The sequence below is a fragment of the Kaistia sp. 32K genome (assembly GCF_016629525.1).
Classification (GTDB): Bacteria; Pseudomonadota; Alphaproteobacteria; order Rhizobiales; family Kaistiaceae; genus Kaistia.
Genome location: NZ_AP024269.1, coordinates 4,025,645 through 4,044,350, shown reverse-complemented (window position 1 = coordinate 4,044,350; position 18,706 = coordinate 4,025,645). Strand labels below are relative to the sequence as shown.

At 66.8% G+C, this 18,706-nt stretch carries 20 protein-coding genes; 15 read left to right on the top strand and 5 right to left on the bottom strand.

Annotated elements, in window-relative coordinates; translation table 11 throughout:
• Positions 1–126: 126 nt before the first annotated feature.
• Complete coding sequence (locus K32_RS18750; protein WP_201400964.1) at positions 127–453, bottom strand: NIPSNAP family protein; 327 nt, start codon at positions 451–453, stop codon at positions 127–129.
• Between the two features lie 242 nt (positions 454–695).
• Between K32_RS18750 and K32_RS18745 the strand changes: the two genes are divergently transcribed.
• The 6 genes from K32_RS18745 to K32_RS18720 all read left to right on the top strand — a co-directional run bounded on the left by K32_RS18745 (position 696) and on the right by K32_RS18720 (position 5,870).
• Positions 696–1,085, top strand: a complete 390-nt coding sequence (locus K32_RS18745; protein ID WP_201400963.1) for a cytochrome c family protein — start codon at positions 696–698, stop codon at positions 1,083–1,085.
• Positions 1,086–1,313: 228 nt separating this feature from the next.
• Positions 1,314–2,171 carry a cytochrome c oxidase subunit II gene (locus tag K32_RS18740; protein ID WP_201400962.1) on the top strand — a complete coding sequence of 286 codons (858 nt, stop codon included), beginning with the start codon at positions 1,314–1,316 and terminating at the stop codon, positions 2,169–2,171.
• 109 nt (positions 2,172–2,280) lie between these two features.
• Positions 2,281–4,077: a cytochrome c oxidase subunit I gene (gene ctaD / locus K32_RS18735; protein WP_244669615.1), complete on the top strand. Its 1,797-nt coding sequence runs from the start codon at positions 2,281–2,283 to the stop codon at positions 4,075–4,077.
• Complete coding sequence (locus tag K32_RS18730) at positions 4,074–4,778, top strand: cytochrome c oxidase subunit 3 (protein WP_201400961.1); 705 nt, start codon at positions 4,074–4,076, stop codon at positions 4,776–4,778. The genes ctaD and K32_RS18730 overlap by 4 nt, the downstream gene beginning before the upstream one ends.
• 9 nt (positions 4,779–4,787) lie before the next feature.
• Complete coding sequence (locus K32_RS18725; protein WP_201400960.1) at positions 4,788–5,522, top strand: heme-copper oxidase subunit III family protein; 735 nt, start codon at positions 4,788–4,790, stop codon at positions 5,520–5,522.
• Positions 5,523–5,531: 9 nt separating this feature from the next.
• Entirely contained in the window at positions 5,532–5,870 is a 339-nt protein-coding gene (locus tag K32_RS18720; RefSeq protein ID WP_201400959.1) for a cytochrome C oxidase subunit IV family protein, read from the top strand.
• 666 nt (positions 5,871–6,536) lie between these two features.
• Here K32_RS18720 and K32_RS18715 read toward each other — a convergent pair.
• The 3 genes from K32_RS18715 to K32_RS18705 all read right to left on the bottom strand — a co-directional run bounded on the left by K32_RS18715 (position 6,537) and on the right by K32_RS18705 (position 9,497).
• Positions 6,537–6,833 carry a BrnA antitoxin family protein gene (locus tag K32_RS18715; protein WP_201400958.1) on the bottom strand — a complete coding sequence of 99 codons (297 nt, stop codon included), beginning with the start codon at positions 6,831–6,833 and terminating at the stop codon, positions 6,537–6,539.
• 94 nt (positions 6,834–6,927) lie between these two features.
• Positions 6,928–8,097, bottom strand: a complete 1,170-nt coding sequence (locus tag K32_RS18710; RefSeq protein ID WP_201400957.1) for a cystathionine gamma-synthase — start codon at positions 8,095–8,097, stop codon at positions 6,928–6,930.
• The gene (locus K32_RS18705; RefSeq protein ID WP_201400956.1) at positions 8,094–9,497 is read right to left on the bottom strand and encodes a pyridoxal-phosphate dependent enzyme; all 1,404 of its coding nucleotides are present in this window, start codon (positions 9,495–9,497) and stop codon (positions 8,094–8,096) included. The genes K32_RS18710 and K32_RS18705 overlap by 4 nt, the downstream gene beginning before the upstream one ends.
• Positions 9,498–9,850: 353 nt before the next feature.
• Between K32_RS18705 and K32_RS18700 the strand changes: the two genes are divergently transcribed.
• From K32_RS18700 to K32_RS18660, 9 genes are all read left to right on the top strand, one after another.
• Complete coding sequence (locus tag K32_RS18700) at positions 9,851–11,101, top strand: ABC transporter substrate-binding protein (protein WP_244669614.1); 1,251 nt, start codon at positions 9,851–9,853, stop codon at positions 11,099–11,101.
• A gap of 251 nt (positions 11,102–11,352) precedes the next feature.
• Positions 11,353–12,240, top strand: coding sequence for a carbohydrate ABC transporter permease (locus K32_RS18695; protein WP_201400955.1), 888 nt, complete (start codon positions 11,353–11,355; stop codon positions 12,238–12,240).
• On the top strand, positions 12,237–13,103 hold the full coding sequence (locus tag K32_RS18690; RefSeq protein ID WP_201400954.1) for a carbohydrate ABC transporter permease: 867 nt from the start codon (positions 12,237–12,239) through the stop codon (positions 13,101–13,103). The genes K32_RS18695 and K32_RS18690 overlap by 4 nt, the downstream gene beginning before the upstream one ends.
• Positions 13,100–14,002: an ROK family protein gene (locus tag K32_RS18685; protein ID WP_201400953.1), complete on the top strand. Its 903-nt coding sequence runs from the start codon at positions 13,100–13,102 to the stop codon at positions 14,000–14,002. The genes K32_RS18690 and K32_RS18685 overlap by 4 nt, the downstream gene beginning before the upstream one ends.
• A complete protein-coding gene (locus tag K32_RS18680; protein WP_201400952.1) occupies positions 13,999–14,742 on the top strand; it encodes a GntR family transcriptional regulator in 744 nt (247 codons plus the stop codon). The genes K32_RS18685 and K32_RS18680 overlap by 4 nt, the downstream gene beginning before the upstream one ends.
• Positions 14,743–14,787: 45 nt before the next feature.
• The gene (locus K32_RS18675; RefSeq protein WP_201400951.1) at positions 14,788–15,573 is read left to right on the top strand and encodes a sugar isomerase domain-containing protein; all 786 of its coding nucleotides are present in this window, start codon (positions 14,788–14,790) and stop codon (positions 15,571–15,573) included.
• Between the two features lie 437 nt (positions 15,574–16,010).
• A complete protein-coding gene (locus K32_RS18670) occupies positions 16,011–16,202 on the top strand; it encodes a hypothetical protein (RefSeq protein WP_201400950.1) in 192 nt (63 codons plus the stop codon).
• A 49-nt stretch (positions 16,203–16,251) separates the two neighbouring features.
• Positions 16,252–16,665 carry an OsmC family protein gene (locus tag K32_RS18665; protein ID WP_201400949.1) on the top strand — a complete coding sequence of 138 codons (414 nt, stop codon included), beginning with the start codon at positions 16,252–16,254 and terminating at the stop codon, positions 16,663–16,665.
• Positions 16,666–16,763: 98 nt separating this feature from the next.
• Positions 16,764–17,273: a heme-degrading domain-containing protein gene (locus K32_RS18660; RefSeq protein ID WP_201400948.1), complete on the top strand. Its 510-nt coding sequence runs from the start codon at positions 16,764–16,766 to the stop codon at positions 17,271–17,273.
• Between the two features lie 417 nt (positions 17,274–17,690).
• Here the strand turns inward: K32_RS18660 and K32_RS18655 are convergent, their stop codons facing one another.
• Positions 17,691–18,557 carry an RNA polymerase factor sigma-32 gene (locus tag K32_RS18655; protein WP_201400947.1) on the bottom strand — a complete coding sequence of 289 codons (867 nt, stop codon included), beginning with the start codon at positions 18,555–18,557 and terminating at the stop codon, positions 17,691–17,693.
• Between the last annotated feature and the right edge of the window lie 149 nt (positions 18,558–18,706).

Here is an 18,706-nt window from a genome sequence, read left to right as displayed (position 1 = left end):
GCCGATCCCGCGCCGCCCTCGGTTTGCCGAAGGCGGAGCGGGCAGCCTAACGTTACGTCACGGGGCTGTCGACGGGGCGCGGCGCCGCCGGAGATACGCCGGCGAAGCGCTCTCGAGCGTGGCGCCTCAGCGCACCGACGAGAAGGCGGTCGGCTGCAGGAACGAGCTGACGATGTTGGCGACGATCAGCCCGTCCTTCTCGCTGTCGAGACGGGCGCTGACCCATTCCGGATCGGCGACAAAGGCGTTCCAGCGCGCCTCGCGATCGGCCAGGCTCTCCCAGGCGATCATGTAGGTGAGGTCGTTGCTGGCCGGCCCGACCAGGGTCGTCCAGAATCCGGCCTGCCGGATGCCATGTTTTTCCCAGATGCGCAGCGTGTGGTCCTGGAAGCGTTTCTGCAGGGCGGCCATGCGGCCGGGCAGGCAAGTATAGACGCGCAGTTCGTAGATCATTTCCTCTCCGGCGCTTTCGCTGCGGTTCAATCCGGCTTGATTGCGCAGAGAGAGACAAGCCGAGTCTCTCGGTCGAGGCAAGGCCCGTTCGGACGGGCGCCCGGAAAGCGCGCTTCATCACGGCTCTGATCATAGTCATTCTAAACTGACATCCCGTTACGGAATGTGCTAGCTTGACAGCGGAGCACGCCGTTCGGGGCAGCAGCCCGGCGGAGCGGACGCGAAGCTCCTGGGAGGCTTCGATGAATTCACGGGGCTTTGTTGTGATGCTGGCCCTTCTCGCCGCGCCGGCAGCGGCCCATGCGGATGGCGACGCGACGCTCGGCCAGAAGGTTTTCCTGAAGTGCCGGGCCTGTCACCAGATCGGTGAGAACGCCAAGAACGCCGTCGGTCCGGAGCTGAACGGCCTGTTCGGCCGCCATTCGGGTTCGGTCGAGGGCTACAAATATTCCGACGCCAACAAGAACTCCGGCATCGTCTGGGACGAGACGGTGTTCCGCGAATACATCCACGATCCGAAGGCCAAGGTGCCGGGCACCAAGATGACCTTTGTCGGCCTGAAGGACGACAAGGACATCGACAACGTCATCGCCTACATCAAGCAGTTCGGTCCGGACGGCAAGAAGCAGTGAGATCAGGCCATGAGGTCCTCCGGCCGCCTGTGCGGTCGGGAAAAGGCGAAAACTGAAGATCGCCCATGTGGCGACCCGGTCGCTTCGATCAGGCCGTGCTGAGGTCTTCGGGATCGCAAGGAGCAGGAAACGCAAAAAGGGTGGTCGCGGGCGAACCGGCGACAGGAAGCCTATCCACTTCATTCATTGCCGCAGGACGCGTTTTCTCCTGGCTGGGAAGAATAAGGGATGCTGATCGCAATTGTCCTTGCCCTGGTGGTCGTCGGCTCGGTCCTGTTCCACCTCCTGAGCCCGTGGTGGTTCACGCCGATCGCCTCGAACTGGGGCTATATCGACGACACCATCAACCTGACCTTCTGGATCACCGGCGCCGTCTTCGCCGCCGTGCTGCTGTTCATGGCCTATTGCCTGTGGCGGTTCCGGCACCGGCCGGGCCACCGCGCGGCCTATGAGCCGGAGAACAAGCGGCTCGAGACCTGGCTCGCCGTGGTGACGAGCCTCGGCGTCGCCGCCATGCTGGCGCCGGGACTGGTGGTCTGGGCCCGCTTCATCACCGTGCCGGCCGGCGCGTCGAGCGTCGAGGTGGTCGGCCAGCAATGGCAATGGGCCTATCGCCTGCCCGGCAAGGACGGCCGCCTCGGCGTCGCCGATACGCGCGCCGTCACGCCGGAGAATCCGGTCGGAATCGACCCGGCCGATCCGGCCGGCCAGGACGACGTCGTCGTGCAGGGCGGCGAGATCCACCTGCCGGTCGGCAAGCCGGTGGCGCTGCTGCTGCGTTCGGTCGACGCGGTGCATAATTTCTTCGTGCCGGAGTTCCGGGCCAAGATGGACATGATCCCCGGCTCGGTCACCTATTACTGGATCACGCCGACCCGGACCGGCACCTTCGAGGTGCTGTGCGCCGAGCTCTGCGGCGTCGGCCACCCCTACATGCGCGGCACGGTCGTCGTCGATACCGAGGCCGACTACCAGACCTGGCTCGACCAGCAGCAGACCTTCCAGCAGATGACGGCGCCGGCGAAGACGAGCGCGCTCGATGCGCCGCTCGATCCGCGCCCCGGCGCCGCTTCGTCGTCGCGGTGACGCCGGGCCGCCCGGCTTGCGCCGGAGGCGGGAACAGCATGCGGCGCGGCGGGACGCGCCGATCACGAGACGGGGCAGGGCGCCCCGGAACCGAGCGAGGTGACGCCTGATGGTGGATCTGACGCATGGCGGATCAGGGCATGGCGGCGACGGACATGCCGCCGGGCATGCCGGCGAGCTGGAGCTCTACCATCCGACCAGCTGGGTGACGAAATACGTCTTCTCGCAGGACGCCAAGGTCATCGCCATCCAGTATGCGCTGACGGCGACGGCGATCGGGCTGGTGGCGCTGGTGCTCTCCTGGCTGATGCGCATCCAGCTCGCCTATCCGGGCGCGCTGCCCTTCATCGACGCCGACCGCTACTACCAGTTCATCACCATGCACGGCATGATCATGGTGGTCTACCTGCTGACGGCGCTCTTCCTCGGCGGCTTCGGCAACTATCTGATCCCGCTGATGCTCGGCGCGCGGGACATGATGTTCCCGTATCTCAACATGCTCAGCTACTGGATCTACCTGCTCGCCGTTCTGGTGCTCGCGGCCGGGTTCTTCGTCCCCGGCGGGCCGACCGGCGCGGGATGGACGCTCTATCCGCCGCAGGCGATCCTCGCCAACACGCCCGGCCAGCAATGGGGCATCATCATCATGCTGGCGTCGCTGATGCTGTTCATCATCGGCTTCACCATGGGCGGCCTGAACTATGTCGTCACCGTGCTGCAGGGCCGGACGAAAGGCATGACGCTGATGCGCATGCCGCTCACCGTCTGGGGCATCTTCACGGCGACGGTGATGGCGCTGCTCGCGTTTCCGGCGCTGTTCGTCGGCTCCGTCATGATGATGTTCGACCGGCTGTTCGGCACCAGCTTCTTCATGCCGTCGATCATCGCCATGGGCGAGCCGCTCAACACCGCCGGCGGCAGCCCGATCCTGTTCCAGCACCTGTTCTGGTTCTTCGGCCATCCCGAGGTCTACATCGTCGCGCTGCCGGCCTTCGGCATCGTCTCCGACCTGATCAGCACGCATGCCCGCAAGAACATCTTCGGCTACCGGATGATGGTCTGGGCGATCGTCATCATCGGCGCGCTCTCCTTCGTCGTCTGGGCGCACCACATGTATGTGAGCGGCATGAATCCGGGCTTCGGCTTCTTCTTCGCCACGACGACGCTGATCATCGCGGTGCCGACGGCGCTCAAGGTCTACAACTGGGTTTTGACGCTCTGGCGCGGCGACATCCATTTCACCGTGCCGATGCTGTTCGCGCTCGGCTTCATCGTCACCTTCGTCAATGGCGGGCTGACCGGCCTTTTCCTCGGCAATGTCGTCGTCGACGTGCCGCTCTCCGACACCATGTTCGTGGTGGCGCATTTCCACATGGTCATGGGCGTCGCGCCGATCATGGTCATCTTCGGCGCGATCTATCACTGGTACCCGAAGATCACCGGCCGCATGCTCAACGAGACGATGGGGCGGATCCATTTCTGGGTGACCTTCCTCGGCGCCTATGCGGTGTTCTTCCCGATGCACTATATCGGCCTGCTCGGCGTGCCCCGGCGCTATTTCGAGATGGGCGATACGGCCTTCGTGCCGCCCTCGGTGCATACGCTGAACGAGTTCATGACCATCGCGGCGCTGGTCGTCGGCGCGGCGCAGATCCTGTTCCTGTTCAACCTCGCCTGGAGCCTCCGGTACGGGAGGCCCTCCGGCGGCAATCCCTGGGGCGCCACCACGCTCGAATGGCAGACGCCGGAAACGCCGCCGCCGCACGGCAATTGGGGCGCGGAACGGCCGGTCGTCTATCGCTGGGCCTATGACTACAGCGTGCCCGGCACGGCCAAGGATTTCCTCGCCCAGAACGATCCGGGTCCCGGCGGGCCGGGCCATGTGGTCACGGAGGAGCCAAGGTGAGCGTCATCCTGGTCTTCCTGCTCGTCGTCATGGCCGCCATTTTCTGGTGGCTCGCGCGGCAGGGGCTGTTCTCGAAGCCCTGGCTCGAGGTCGGCGTCATCGGCGGCATGGCGGCGCCGGATCCGACGCCGTCGCTGGTGGCGCGGATCGGGCTGGCGGTGTTCCTCGTCGTGGTCGGCTCGCTGTTCGCACTCACCGTCAGCGCCTATCTGATGCGGGCCGGGCAGGGCGACTGGCGGTCGGTGCGGCTCCCCGGCATCCTCTATGCCAACACCTTCGCCCTCCTCGTCAGCAGCCTGGCGCTGGAGACGGCGCGGACGGGCGCGCGGCGCGGCGATCTCGAAAGCGTCCGCACCGGGGTGCTTGCCGGCGGCTTCACGGCGCTCGTCTTCCTCGCCGGCCAGTTGGTCGCCTGGCGGCAGCTGAACGCCGAGGGCTACTATCTCGCCAGCAATCCCGCCAATGCGTTCTTCTATCTGGTGACGGCGCTGCATGGCGTGCATGTGGCGGGCGGGCTGGTCGCGCTCGGGCGGGTCACGCGAAAGATGCTGCGTGGCGCCGGCGTGGCCGAGCTCCGCCTCGGCGTCGATCTCTGCGCCACCTACTGGCACGTGCTGCTGCTGATCTGGCTGGTCCTGCTCGGCCTGCTCACCGGCCGGATCGGCGACTTCGTCGCGATTTGCCGTCGATTGCTGACATAGGAGGCGGGCATGGCGGATCATCTGGCCGACGATCGGATCCTGCAGGCGGAAACGGCGCCGCCGCGGAGGTCCGGCTGGCGCGGCTTCGTCGCCGACTGGGCCTCCGACCAGAGCTCCTTCAAGGGGGTCTCCTGGGGCAAGGCGATGATGTGGGTGTTCCTGCTCTCCGACACCTTCGTCTTCGGCTGCTTCCTCGTCGGCTACATGACGGCGCGGATGTCGACCGTGGTGCCCTGGCCCAATCCGAGCGAGGTGTTCGCGCTCACGATCGGCGGCACCGAGGTGCCGCTGATCCTGATCGCCATCATGACCTTCGTGCTGATCTCAAGCAGCGGCACCATGGCGCTCGCGGTCCACTACGGCTATCTGCGCGACCGCCGCAAGGCGGGTCGCCTTATGCTGCTGACGGCGCTGCTCGGCGCCTGCTTCGTCGGCATGCAGGCGTTCGAATGGACGAAGCTGATCCGCGAGGGCGTGCGGCCCTGGGAGAACCCCTGGGGCGCGGCGCAGTTCGGCTCGACCTTCTTCATGATCACCGGCTTCCACGGCACGCATGTCACCGTCGGCGTGATCTTCCTGATCATCATGGCGCGAAAGGTGCTGCGCGGCGATTTCGACAGCGGTCGGCGCGGCTTCTTCACCAGCCGGCGCGGCCAGTACGAATCCGTCGAGATCATGGGTCTCTACTGGCACTTCGTCGATCTGGTCTGGGTCTTCATCTTCGCCTTTTTCTACCTCTGGTAGGAGGTTTCCATGTCCGACGCGACCGCTCATGCCGACACGCAGCAGCACCATCCGGTCAAGCTCTACCTCGCCGTCTGGGGCTGGCTGTTCGTGCTCAGCGCTTGCTCCTACATGGTAGACTATGTCGGCGTGCAGGGCCTGTTGCGCTGGGGGCTGATCATCCTGTTCATGCTGCTGAAGGCCGGGCTGATCGTCGCCTTCTTCATGCACATGGCGTGGGAGCGCCTCACGCTGATCTACGCCATCCTGCTGCCGCCGCTGCTGATCCTGGTCTTCGTCGCCATCATGGTGGCGGAGTCCAACTACACGCTGCTGACGCGCGTGATGAATTACGCCATGGGGAGCTAGGGGCGCCTCCGGTCCGACGCTTTCGTGAAGCTGCGCCTCGACGTTCAGAAGCGCTCGGGTGTGTCGTGGGGCACAGATCGGCCGCGCCTCGGCTTGGCCCGATCTCTTCCAGTCTGCATTCCCAAGTCTCGACCCTCATCCTGAGTGTCTGGCCCATAATGTTTGTGCGCCGAGGCCATTCTCCCGGACCCATTCGCAAAACTCGACCGTCATCCTGAGGCGCCCGGCGAAGCCGGGCCTCGAAGGAGGGTCCAGGGAACGCCGTCACCCCGGCGAAGGCCGGGGCCCATGAACACAGGTCAAGAAAGCTTGGCTCAGCCTGTCGGCCACTGGCCGGAGTGTCTGGATCCCGGCCTTCGCCGGGATGACGGCGGAGGGTGGCTCGGTCCAGTTGCCCATCGATACACGCAGAGCGGCTGTGCATCGACAAACTGCCCCTCGACCGTCCGTCCTTCGAGGCCCGTGCTGCGCTCGGGCACCTCAGGATGATGGAAATCGAGCGCTGCATGACGGCTGGACAAGGATGCGAGAGGGCCTGCCTTCATGGGAGAGGTCAGGGGCAGGTCCATCCTCAGCCTGCCGCATTATGGGAGAGACGAAGGGGCAGATCCCTCCCGTCCCGCCGCATTGCGTTGCGGCAAGGCACTGATGTTTCACGTGAACCGGTCAGCCGGCGACCGTTCGGCGACGGACGGCGCTGCGGGCCCGGAGCCGGGCTCGCTTCTTCGCGTCGCGCGCGTTCTGGCGATTGACCAGCAGGTTGAGCGCGTCGTTGACGCGGGCTTGCCAGTCGCCGCCCTCGATCTTGAAGAAGTCGATCACCCGCTCGCTCAGGTCCAGCGAGACGGTGACCAGGGCTTGTCCTTCGGCTTTCGCGGATCGGCGGCGCAGCGCCGAAGTCGAGGCGTCGGCCTCGACGTCGGTGAGAGCGTCGTCGCGCGATGGCGTGTCGGTTTCAGACATGATTTCCCCGATGTCGAAGGATCTATTTCTACACCAGAGTTGCCGTTACGTCACCCTTCGCGCGGCGATGCCGGTTTCCTGTCGCGCAGATGCGTCAGAGAAGGGCCTGCGCGATGTCGGCGATCAGGTCGTCGGCCGCCTCGATACCGGCCGAGAAGCGCACGAGACCGTCGGTGATGCCGATCGCCTCGCGCTGGGCCAGCGGGATCGAGGCATGCGTCATCGTCGCCGGATGCTCGATCAGGCTCTCGACGCCGCCGAGGCTCTCGGCCAGCGTGAACAGGCGCACGCGCTCGAGGAAGCGCTTGGTGCCGGCGAGATCCCGGTCAAGCTCGACGCTGATCATGCCGCCGAAGGCGTGCATCTGCCGCTTGGCGATGGCGTGCTGCGGATGGCTTTCGAGGCCCGGATAGATGACGCGCTTCACGTCCGGCCGCGCTTCCAGCCACTTGGCGATGGCGAGGCCGTTCTCCGAGTGCCGCTGCATGCGGAGCGCCAGCGTCTTCAGGCCGCGCAGCGCCAGGAAGCTGTCGAACGGGCCGGAGATGGCGCCGATCGCGTTCTGCAGGAAGCGGATCTGGTCGACGATCGCCTGGTTGGAGCCGACCACGACCGTACCGCCGATCATGTCGGAGTGGCCGTTCAGGTACTTGGTGGTCGAATGCACGACGATGTCGATGCCGAACTCCAGCGGCCGCTGGATATAGGGGCTGGCAAAGGTATTGTCGGCAACCGTGATCAGGCCGCGCCGCTTGGCGAGCGTCGCCACCGCCTCGAGATCGATGATGCGGAGCAGCGGGTTGGTCGGCGTCTCGACCCAGAGCAGCTTCGTCTCCGGCCGGATCGCCGCCTCGACGGCGGCCAGATCGGTGAAGTCGACGAAGGTGACGTCGAGATTGGCGGTGCGCTTGCGCACCTTGTCGAGCAGGCGGAATGTGCCGCCATAGAGATCGTCGGTCGCGATGATGTGGTCGCCGGCGGAGAGCAGCTCCAGCGTCGTCGCGATCGCGGCGAGGCCGGAGGCGAAGGCGAATCCGGCCGTGCCGCTCTCGAGATCGGCGACGGCGCGCTCGAAGGCGAAGCGGGTCGGATTCTGCGAGCGGCCGTATTCGAAGCCCTTGTGAACGCCGGGGCTCTCCTGCGCGTAGGTCGAGGTGGCGTAGATCGGCACCATGACGGCGCCCGTCAGGGGATCGTGACTCTGGCCGCCGTGGATGGTTCGCGTCTCGAAGGCAAGTCGATTGGTCTTCTCAGGCTTGTTCAAAACGCCAACCTCTCATGATTGATCAGGTCCATACGGGTTATCAGGCCGACGAATTCGTCGCCGTCCATGACGATGGCGACCTCGTCGCGCTCGAACACCGGCAGCAGCGCGTCGATCGGTTCGCCCGCCTGCAGCGTGTTCAGCGCCGTCACCATCGTCTCGCGCACCGAGGCGCCGAAATCGCCGCGGCCCTCGCGGCCGAGCCGGCGCAGGCCGTTCAGCACGTCGCTCTCGTCGAGCAGGCCGATCAGATTGCCATGCTCGATCACCGGCAGCTGCGAGACGTCTGCCGAGCGCATGCGGGAATAGGCGGTCGACAGCGTGTCGTCGGGCGCGACGGTGACGGTGGCGCCGTCGGCGTAGGTGCGGGCCACCAGGTCGCGCAGATTGCCGTGGCGAATCCTCTCGATCAGGCCCTGCTCGGCGACCCAGACGTCGTTGAAGACCTTGGAGAGATATTTGTTGCCGCTGTCGCAGACGAGGGTGACGACGTTCTGCGGCGTCGTCTGCTCGCGGCAATAGCGCAGCGCCGCCGCCAGCAGCGTGCCGGAGGACGAGCCGGCGAGGATCCCCTCCTGCGCGAGCAGGGCGCGCGCCGCCGCGATGCTTTCGCGGTCCGAGATGGTGTAGGCGGCCGAGACCAGCGACAGGTCGCAGTTCGGCGGCACGAAATCCTCGCCGATGCCCTCGACGGCCCAGCTGCCCGGTTCGATCGTCTCGCCGGTGGTGACCAGCGGCGCCAGGATCGAGCCCTTCGGGTCGGCCAGCACCATCTTGGTCGCCGGCGACGCCGATCTGAAATAGCGGCCGATGCCGGTCAGCGTGCCGCCGGAGCCGACGCCGACGACGATCGCGTCGACCTTGCCGTCCATCTGCTCGAAGATCTCGGGGCCGGTCGTCGTCTCATGCGCCAGCGGATTGGCCGGATTGGCGAACTGGTTGACGAAGAAGCCGCCGGTCTCCTCGGCGATGCGCGCGCCCATGTCCTGGTAGTAGTCGGGATGACCCTTGCCGACATCGGAGCGGGTGGTGCGGACGTCGGCGCCGATGGCGCGCAGATGCTGCACCTTCTCGCGCGACATCTTGTCGGGAACGACGAGGATCAGGTGATAGCCCTTCGGCAGCGCCACCTGGGCGAGGCCGAGGCCGGTATTGCCGGCCGTCGCCTCGACGATGGTGCCGCCCGGCTTCAGGCGGCCATCCGCCTCGGCGGCGCGAATCATCGACAGCGCGATGCGGTCCTTGATCGAGCCGCCGGGATTCTGGCTCTCCAGCTTGACGAACAGCCGGCACGGGCCGGTATCGAAGGTCGTCAGCTCGACGATCGGCGTCCGGCCGATCAGGTCCAGGCTGGATCGAACGGGTCGGGGAAGCGGGGTCGAAACGGCCGGATCAGTCATGAATGGTCTCCACTCGGCGCGGTCGCAGCGGTGCACCACATGTGGCGTCGAGGCGAGAATCGGGCAAGCCCGAGCATTTCGCGAATGGGGCGCTTCGCGCAAAATTATACCTTTTCGGAGGGCCCCGGATCTGACAGCCGTTCGGCTGGCGTTGCGGAACTCAGCGGTTATGCTGTGCTGGCACGGTCGGCGCCGCCGGAGGGGAATTGGCGGCTTGCCGATTAGCTAAAGTCATTATAACGTCCTTACGTCATAACAGAACGATGGCCGGTCGCACCGCCGGACCGTCGGCATTCGAACGGAGGGGTACCGTGACGATCAGACCGTTGATGGGCTTGTTTCTGGGTTCCGCCATGGCCGCTTTCTCGAGCGTTGCCTGGGCCGAAGACGTGACCGTGTCGTTCCTGACGCATTGGCCGCCGGAGACGGTCGCCAAGCTCGAGGCCGCCGCCGCCACCTATGCCAAGGACCATCCGGGCGTGAAGGTGGACGTGCGCGCCGTGCCGTTCGGCGACCTCCTGACGACGCTGCGCTCGCAGGCCGGCCAGGCCGGCGGGCCGACGATCACCGGCATCTACGATCTCTGGCTGCCGGAACTCGCGCGCGACAAGCTCGTCAACGCCGCGCCGGAAGCGAACGCCGCCGACGTCAAGACCAACTGGCCGAACGGCGTGGCGACGGCCGCGAGCGTCGGCGGCACGGTCTACGGCTATCCGAACGAGATCGACGTCTACGCGCTGAACTACAACAAGAAGCTGTTCGAGGAAGCCGGCATCAAGGAAGCGCCGAAGACCTGGGACGAGTTCTACGCCGCCGCCGAGAAGCTGACCAACAAGGACAAGGGCCAGCAGGGCTTCGGCATGATCAACTCCTGGGCGGCGGGCGTCGTCCATCCCTTCGCCTCGCTGCTCGCCTCGAATGGCGGCGCGCTCGTGGTCGATGGCAAGCCGCAGCTCGACAGCGAGAACGCCAAGGCGACGTTCGAGCTCTACGAGAAGCTGATCAAGTCCGGCGCCTCGGTCGCCACCATGGGCACGGCCGACGCCAACACCACCGGTCCGTTCCTCGACAATTTCGTCTCCGGCAAGACCGGCATGATCATCATGGCGAACTGGTGGGAATCGGCGCTGAAGGCCGGCATGGGCGACCGCTTCGCTGACGTCGCCACCGCGCCGATCCCGGTCGGCCCGAAGGGCGACGGACCGCACTCGATCTCCTATTCCTGGATGACCGTCGTCTCCGACGGCGCCTCGGACGCCGAGAAGAAGGCGGCCTGGGACTTCCTCGCCTGGTTCAACGGCCCGACCTCGGGCGAGAACGGCGCCTCGGCCATGGGCGACCTGCTGCAGTCGATGGGCATCCTGCCGTCGCGCACCTCCGACGTCGCCGCCTTCGCCGACCGGCTGAAGACGCCGTTCCTCGCCGGCTATGTCGACGTGCTGTCGGAAGCCCGGCCGTTCCCGACCGTGCTCGGCGGCCAGGAATTCACGGAATCGCTGCAGGGCCATATCGAGGCTGTGCAGTTCGGCAAGGAGACGGCCGCCGAGGCCGCCGCCGCGGCGCAGGCCGACGCCGCGTCGATCCTCGAAAAGGCGTCGCAGTAGGGCCTCGCCACGCCGTCATCCCGGGCTTGACCCGGGATGACGGCGGAGGGCTCGATCGCTCCCTCGCCCACGCCAGTGGGAGAGGGCGGGGGTGAGGGCCTTGCTTCGCTTTAAGGTCCCCACCGCTGAGCGGACGTCGCCGGAAGACCTTCACCCCGACCCTCTCCCGCCAGCGGGAGAGGGAGCCGACAGCGGCCGCCCGTCGGGGCCGCCGTCAAAATCGCAGTCATGAACAGAGCAAACAGTCCCGCATGATCGGCCTTCGAAAATCGACCTTCGCCATGCTCGCGCCGGGGCTGGGCCTGCTCGCCGTCTTCATCCTGGTGCCAATCGCGCTGACCGTGTGGCTCGCCTTCACCAAATGGTCGTCGCAGACGCCGTTCACGACAGCGACCTTCGTCGGCCTCGACAATTTCCGCGAGATCTTCGGATCGAGCTCGGTCGGGCGCGACTTCAAGGGCGCGATGCTCAACACGGCGCTCTATTCGGCGATGTCGATCGCGCTGATCCTGCCGCTTTCGGTGGTGTTCGGCATGCTGATCCACCAGGCCGAGCTCAAGGGCGCCAACGTGCTGCGCACCATCCTGTTCGCCACCTACATGGTGCCGATGATCGCGGTGGCGCTGGTGTTTTCAAAGCTCTATTCGCCGACGGAGGGACCGATCAACCAGCTGCTTTCCCTTGTCGGCATCGGCCCGCAGCCCTGGCTGTCCTCGCCCGATACGGCGCTGGTCTCGATCGTGCTTTTGAACGTCTGGCAGCAGGTCGGCTATTTCACCATCCTGATCATCGCCGGCCTCACCCAGATCCCGACCTCGATCTACGAGGCGGCGCGGATGGATGGCGCGCGCGGGCCGGCGCTGTTCGGCTTCATCACGCTGCCGCTCCTGAAGCGGACGCTGCTCTTCTCCGCCGTGATCGCGCTGATCAACGCCGTGCAGGTGTTCGAGCCGGTGGCGCTGATCACCCAGGGCGGCCCGGTCGGTTCGACCAATGTCATGACCTATCACATCCGCCGCGTCGGCATCGAGCGCGCCCAGGGCGGCCTCGGCTCGGCCATGTCGGTGACGCTGCTCCTGGCGCTCGTTATCACGGTCACCGCCGTCTTCGCCTTCGCGCGTCGGGAGGATCGGCGATGAGCGCGCAGGGACGCCTTCCCGCCACGGGCGCCGGCGTGACCGGCTGGCGCGCCTTCCTCTATCTCCTGATGATCGCGATCGCCGTCGCCTCGGCCTTCCCGCTCGTCTGGATGGTGCTGTCGAGCCTGAAGACCCCGGCCGAGGCGATGCAAACGCCGCCGGTCTGGATCCCGCAGACGCCCTCGCTCGACGCCTACCAGAAGGTCAACGAGCTGATCCGCGTCGGCCGCTCCTTCGCCAATTCGGCCGTGATCGCCGGCATCACCACCGCCGGCATCCTCCTGACCTCTTTGATGGCCGGCTACGCCTTCGCCAAATACCGCTTCCGCAATCGCGAGGTTCTGTTCGCGATCACCATCGCGACCATGTTCCTGCCGCCGATCGTGACGCTGATCCCGCTCTATCGGCTGGTCGGCACGATCGGCCTCAACGCCAGCCTCGCCGGCGTCATCGTGCCCAATCTCGCCAATGCCTTCGGCATCTTCCTGATGCGCCAGTTCATCGCCGGCGTGCCGGACGAGCTCTTGGAAGCGGCGCGGCTCGACGGCGCGTCGGAGTTCCGCATCCTGTTCCGGATCGTCGCGCCGGCCGTCGCCCCGGCGCTGGCGGCGCTCGCGCTGTTCGCCTTCGTCTATCACTGGAACAGCTATCTCTGGCCGCTCACCGTGCTGCAGGGCAATTCCGACAACTACCCGATCGTGATCAGCCTCTCGCGGCTGCTCTCCTACAACCGCTCCGCCGTCAATACCGGCCTCGTCATGGCCGGGGCGACGCTCGCCGTGCTGCCGCCGCTGATCCTGTTCGTGTTCCTGCAGCGCTTCTTCGTCCGTACCATCACAGCCTCCGGGATGACGGGACAATGACCACCTTTTCCCACGTCCTGGCGCTCGATCTCGGCGGCACCAGCCTGCGCGCCGGCTTCGTCCGCGCCGACGCGCCTTCCGAACTCGACGCGGTCGAGCGCTGGCCGGCGCCGGAAAGCGCCGAAGCGCTGCGCGAAAAGGTGCTGGCGCTGATCGCCACGCGCAACCGCGCGGAGCCGCTCGTCGGCATCGGCATCACCGTTCCCGGCCTCGTCGAGGGCACGGTCGCGCGCTGGGTGCCGAACCTGCCGCATCTCGACGGCATCGACCTCGCTGAACTGCTCGCCCCCGCCGGCGCGCCGGTCGCGGCCGGCAATGACGCGCAGATGGCGCTGCTCGCCGAGGCGCGGCTGGGTGCTGCGCGCGGGCTCGACGACGCGATCCTGCTCGCGATCGGCACCGGCATCGGCTCGTCGGTGCTTGCCGGCGGCCGCATCGTGCGCGGCAGCCGCGGCGGTGCCTGCTCCTTCGGCTGGGCCTCGGCGGATGTCGACGATGCCGGCGAGGATCGCTCCGGCTGGCTGGAGCGGCAGGCGGCGGGCCGGGCGCTCGACCGCGCGGCGCGCGAGATCGGGCTCGCCGACGGCGCGGCGCTGATCGCGGCGGCGCGGCAGGGCGACCGGCCGGCGAGCCTCGCCATCCATGCCGCCGGCACGGCGCTCGGCACCACGCTCGCCGGCGCCGTGGCGCTGCTCGATCCGGCGGCGGTGCTGCTCGCTGGTGGTGTCTCCGAGACGATCGATGTCCTCGGGCCGCCGCTTCGTGCCGCGCTGACGCGGCACCTGCCGCCGCATCTTAGAAGTATCGAAATCAGGCCCGGCCGCTTCGGCCCGCAAGCCGGCCTCGTCGGCGCGGCGGTCGCGGCGGCGCGGGGAGCCGAATGGTGGAGGGTCCGATGAACGATGGACTGATCACATCCCTCGACCGGCGCCGGCCGGAGCCGCTCTGGCACCAGGCCGAGCGCGCCATCCGCGCCCGCATCGAGGCGGGCGAATGGCCGGCCGGATCCCAGATCCCGGCCGAGGACCGGCTGTGCGAGCTGCTCGGTGTCAGCCGCATCACGGTGCGCCATGCGCTGCGAAATCTCGAGGCGCTCGGCCTGCTCCGGCGCGAACATGGGCGCGGCACCTTCGTGCGCAGCGCCACCGTCGTCGCCGGCGCGCGCGGCCTGACCAGCTTCACCGACGAAATGGCGGCGCTGGGCCTCTCCGTCGGCTCGCGCATGCTGGCGCAGGAGATCGTGCCGGCGAGCCCCCGCGTCGCGGCGGCGCTGGAGATCGAGGAGGGCGAGCCCGTCGCCATGGTCCGCCGGCTGCGTCTCGGCAATGGCTCGCCGATCGGCGTGCAGACGGCGCATCTGCGCCTCGACCGCGTGCCCGGCCTGCTCGACGAGGATCTTTCCGGCAGCTCGCTCTACGCCCAGATCGAGCGGCGCTACGGCATCAAGCCGTTCGAGGCGACGGAGATCTATCGCGTCGGCGCCGTCGGGCCGGAGGATGCCGAGCTGCTCGAAATCGAGGCCGGCAGCCCCGCCTTCATCGTCGAGCGCCTCGCCGTCGACCCGCGCGGGCCGTTCGAATTCACCCTCTCGATCATGCGGGGCGACCGCTACGAGATCCGCTCCACCCTGCGGATCTAGCCCCGTTCGACTTTGCCATCACGAAATCACCCAGGGAGACCATTGATGTCCGATTTCTATCTGCACCGCCTGATCCAGCTGATCGAGAAGGCCGGTTCCGCCAATGACGCGGCGCTCAGCGAGGCGGCGCAGCGCTTCTCCGAGACGCTGGCGAAGGGCGGCCTGGTCCATCTGTTCGGCTCGGGCCATTCGGTGCTGCCGACCCAGGAAGCCTTCCCGCGCTACGGCTCCTATGTCGGCTTCAACCCGCTGACCGACCCGCGCGTGATGTGGCACAACGTGCTCGGCGCCGGCGGCGTGCGCGAACTGCTCTGGCTGGAGCGGACCGAGAACTACATCGACAAGTTCCTCGACCACCAGCCGCTGAATGCCGGCGATTCCATCATCATCTACTCGCATTCCGGCACCAACTCGGCCGGCATCGAGACGGCGCTCTACGCCAAGGCGCGCGGCCTGTTCGTCGTCGCCATCACCTCGAAGGCGAACGACAAGCCGGCCAAGCACTCGTCCGGCAAGCGGCTGAAGGACGTCGCCGACGTCGTCATCGACACCAACTCGCCGGTCGAGGACGCGATCGTCCCGATCGAGGGCTGGAGCCGCCCGGTCTCGGGCTCGTCGACGGTCCTCGCCATGATCCTGACGCATGAGCTGATCGCGCGCACCGCGGACCAGCTGTCGAAGAAGGGCGTCGAGCTGCCGGTCTTCGCCTCGCCGACCATCGAGGGCGTGACGCTGCACGACACCGACGTGATCTACGGCATCTATCGCGAGAAGATGATCGAGGCGCAGCAGAAGCACCTCTCGACGTTCCAGGAGAAGATGAAGGGCTGATCGCCTCTACATCCGTGACGGATCCAGCGCCGCGAGCCCCAGGGTTCGCGGCGCTTTTTTGTTGAGGGCTCGCGGTGTTCCGCGTCTCCCGTTGCCCACGCTCGCCGTCATCCCGGCCTCCGAGCCGGGATCCATCCAGCCGTGCCATCGGGAGGTGATCGCGGTCCGAAATCCGGCTGCAGGCATCCCCGCCTACGCGGGAATGACGCTAGGGAAGGCTTTCTGTTCGATGCCGAGGGCATGGTGAAAATCCCCTTAACGGATCAACCGCTTGCCGCATGCCGGTTGTAGACATACACGATCGAACAAGTCGGGTTTGTTGACAGCCGGTTCCAATTCGGGAAGTCTCGGTTCTGGTCGGAGCGTTCCAGCACTGGCCACCAACGACGGAGACGTGCCGGTTCCTGCTTCTGCGGCGCATATTTCGGAGAAACCCGATGACACTGGCCAACCACGTTGCTTCCGAGCTTCCCCGTTTTCTCTCGTTCTTTCGAGCTGCCGATCCGAAGACCGAACGGGTTGCCACCCCCGTAAATCCCGCCGTCGAGACGCGCGATCCCGACAAGGCCGACGACGATGACGCGACCTCCGACATCGTCTGGACGCTTGCCTATTGGCCGTGGCTGTAGCACTCGATGACCGCCGGCTTCGGGCCGGCGGTTGCTTCGAGGACAGAGCATGAATGCGACGATCAGGAGCCGGGCCGTGGGCGCCACGGCCTCGGCGGACCGGGACAGCCTCCCCGAAGTCACGAGCGAGACGGGCGGACGGCTTTCGGTGGTGACGCGGCCTTCGGCCGAAGGGTTCAATCCGCTCGACCTGATGGCGGCCTCGCTCTCCTCCTGCATCGTCCTCAGCGTCCAGATCGCCGCGCGCGGCGAGGGCTGGCTCGATCAGATTGACCGGGTGAACGTGCGGGTGATTCCGGAGAAGGCCGATGAGGCGCCGTCGCGCGTCGCGCGCTTCGTGACCACCGTGACGATCGACGGGCCGCTCGACGCGGCGAAGAAGGCCCAGCTGATCGAGGCGGCCGAGACGATCTGCACCGTCAGCAACACGTTGCGCGCCGGCGCCGAGATCGAAGCCGGCTGATCGGCCGGTCCCCCGAACGCGTCCCGATTGACGATGCCCCTGCCGGATGCGATGCCGTTGGCATAGCGCGCGACGCGCCGACAGAGGGGGCTGACGACATGAGCGACGATCCGGGTTTGCTGCAGGAACTGCTCGACCAGGAGCGGCGCTTGGTCTTCGATCGTTTCGACAACGACACGGCGATCGAGCTCGGCACGCGCATCATCGAGCGGGCGCGGCGCGACGGGCTCTCGGTCGCGGTCGAGATCGCGCGCGGCGAACAGCGGATCTATTACTGCGCGCTCGCCGGCACCTCGGCCGACAACGAATTCTGGGTCGCCGGCAAGACGGCGGTCGTCCGCCGCTACGGCCATTCCTCCTTCTACATGGGCGAGCGGGCTCGGCAGAAGGGCGTCGATTTCGCCACCGCCCATGCGGTCGACCCGAGGAAGTACCTCGCCCATGGCGGCTCGTTCCCGATCCTCGTCGACAAGGTCGGCATGGTCGGCACGGCGACCGTCTCCGGCCTGCCGCAGGTCGAGGATCACAAGCTGGTGGTGACGGTGATCGAGGAATATCTCGCCGAACTCGGCCTCGGCGAGGCCCGGCCGGAAGTCTGGACGGCGTAGGGGCGTCTGGGCGGTCCGGGAGATGTTCCGTGACCCCCTCATCATGCTGAGGAGGCCCGAAGGGGCCGTCTCGAAGCACGCAGAGCGGTCGAACCGCTGCTCTCAGGCCATGGGTGCTTCAAGACGGCACGCCGGGCAAGCCTCCTCAGAATTCGGCCCATAATTCCAAATCGGGGCCTGGATGGTTCTTGAGGTGGCGGGCGGCTGTCCAAACTGCTGAGCTTTGCAGAACTCCGCCATCATCCTGAGGTGCTTCGCGTGAGCGAAGCCTCGAAGGAGGATCCAGCGTGGCAATCCCGATTGCAGAGGGGCGTTCCCTGGACCCTCCTTCGAGGCCCGGCTTTGCCGGGCACCTCAGGATGATGGTCGGAGGCTGAGAAGGCAGCCTGGGGGAAAAGGACGACGGCGCTGGCGACTTCACACGAAGGTCGCGCGGTCGGGGTGGTCGCGCAGCAGCGCCGCCTTCAGCTTCTCGATGGCGCGGCTCTCGATCTGCCGGACGCGCTCCTTGGAGATGCCGAGCGTCTCGCCGAGCGATTCCAGTGTCGCGCCTTCCTCGCGCAGGCGCCGTTCGCGCACGATCCGCGCCTCGCGATCCGACAGAGCGAGCATCGCCTCGTTCAGCCACGTCACCCGCCGTTCGGTATCGATGACCTCGCCGACCATCTGGTCGGGAAGCGGCATCTCGTCGACCAGGAAGTCCTGGCGATCCGAGGTCGAGGATTCCGTATCGTGCACCGGCGCATTCAGCGAGGTGTCCGAGCCGGACAGGCGGGCATCCATCAGCGCCACGTCCTGCGCGGTCACGCCGACGGCGACCGCAATCTGCTGATAGATCTGCTGGTTGGGGACGGCGACCGAGCCCTGCGACAACTTGGCGCGCAGCCGGCGCAGGTTGAAGAACAGCGCCTTCTGCGTCGAGCTGGTGCCGCCGCGCACGATCGACCAGTTGCGCAGGATGTAGTCCTGGATCGAGGCGCGGATCCACCAGGTGGCATAGGTCGAGAAGCGGACCTCGCGGTCCGGCTCGAAGCGGGCGGCCGCTTCCAGCAGACCGACATGGCCTTCCTGGATCAGGTCGCTCATCGGCAGCCCGAAATGACGAAAGCGGGCCGCGAGCGCGATGACGAGGCGCATGTGCGATGCCGTCAGCCGGTGCAGCGCGGCCTGGTCCTTGACCTCGCGCCAGCGCACCGCCAGGTCGTGCTCTTCGTCCCGCTCCAGATAGGGCGCCTGCATCGCCGCCTTGACGAATCGTCGCCCGGAGATTGTCGACGTGCCCATCCGACCGCTCCCGTTTTTTTGCAGCCCCGTATCCAGCTAAGCCCCAACCATACGATCGGGTTCAAAGAATGGGCGACACATTGGTGTGATGCGAACGGGAAGCCCGCGTGAACACCCTCGCGTCTGGTGGTCGCCCAAAAGAAAAACGC

Bases quoted from the DNA above. Each gene is read 5' to 3' on its own strand.
- K32_RS18750 (WP_201400964.1), bottom strand. From the start codon at position 453: ATGATCTACGAACTGCGCGTCTATACTTGCCTGCCCGGCCGCATGGCC.
- K32_RS18745 (WP_201400963.1), top strand. From the start codon at position 696: ATGAATTCACGGGGCTTTGTTGTGATGCTGGCCCTTCTCGCCGCGCCG.
- K32_RS18740 (WP_201400962.1), top strand. From the start codon at position 1,314: ATGCTGATCGCAATTGTCCTTGCCCTGGTGGTCGTCGGCTCGGTCCTG.
- ctaD (WP_244669615.1), top strand. From the start codon at position 2,281: ATGGTGGATCTGACGCATGGCGGATCAGGGCATGGCGGCGACGGACAT.
- K32_RS18725 (WP_201400960.1), top strand. From the start codon at position 4,788: ATGGCGGATCATCTGGCCGACGATCGGATCCTGCAGGCGGAAACGGCG.
- K32_RS18720 (WP_201400959.1), top strand. From the start codon at position 5,532: ATGTCCGACGCGACCGCTCATGCCGACACGCAGCAGCACCATCCGGTC.
- K32_RS18715 (WP_201400958.1), bottom strand. From the start codon at position 6,833: ATGTCTGAAACCGACACGCCATCGCGCGACGACGCTCTCACCGACGTC.
- K32_RS18705 (WP_201400956.1), bottom strand. From the start codon at position 9,497: ATGACTGATCCGGCCGTTTCGACCCCGCTTCCCCGACCCGTTCGATCC.
- K32_RS18700 (WP_244669614.1), top strand. From the start codon at position 9,851: ATGGCCGCTTTCTCGAGCGTTGCCTGGGCCGAAGACGTGACCGTGTCG.
- K32_RS18695 (WP_201400955.1), top strand. From the start codon at position 11,353: ATGATCGGCCTTCGAAAATCGACCTTCGCCATGCTCGCGCCGGGGCTG.
- K32_RS18690 (WP_201400954.1), top strand. From the start codon at position 12,237: ATGAGCGCGCAGGGACGCCTTCCCGCCACGGGCGCCGGCGTGACCGGC.
- K32_RS18685 (WP_201400953.1), top strand. From the start codon at position 13,100: ATGACCACCTTTTCCCACGTCCTGGCGCTCGATCTCGGCGGCACCAGC.
- K32_RS18680 (WP_201400952.1), top strand. From the start codon at position 13,999: ATGAACGATGGACTGATCACATCCCTCGACCGGCGCCGGCCGGAGCCG.
- K32_RS18675 (WP_201400951.1), top strand. From the start codon at position 14,788: ATGTCCGATTTCTATCTGCACCGCCTGATCCAGCTGATCGAGAAGGCC.
- K32_RS18670 (WP_201400950.1), top strand. From the start codon at position 16,011: ATGACACTGGCCAACCACGTTGCTTCCGAGCTTCCCCGTTTTCTCTCG.
- K32_RS18665 (WP_201400949.1), top strand. From the start codon at position 16,252: ATGAATGCGACGATCAGGAGCCGGGCCGTGGGCGCCACGGCCTCGGCG.
- K32_RS18660 (WP_201400948.1), top strand. From the start codon at position 16,764: ATGAGCGACGATCCGGGTTTGCTGCAGGAACTGCTCGACCAGGAGCGG.
- K32_RS18655 (WP_201400947.1), bottom strand. From the start codon at position 18,557: ATGGGCACGTCGACAATCTCCGGGCGACGATTCGTCAAGGCGGCGATG.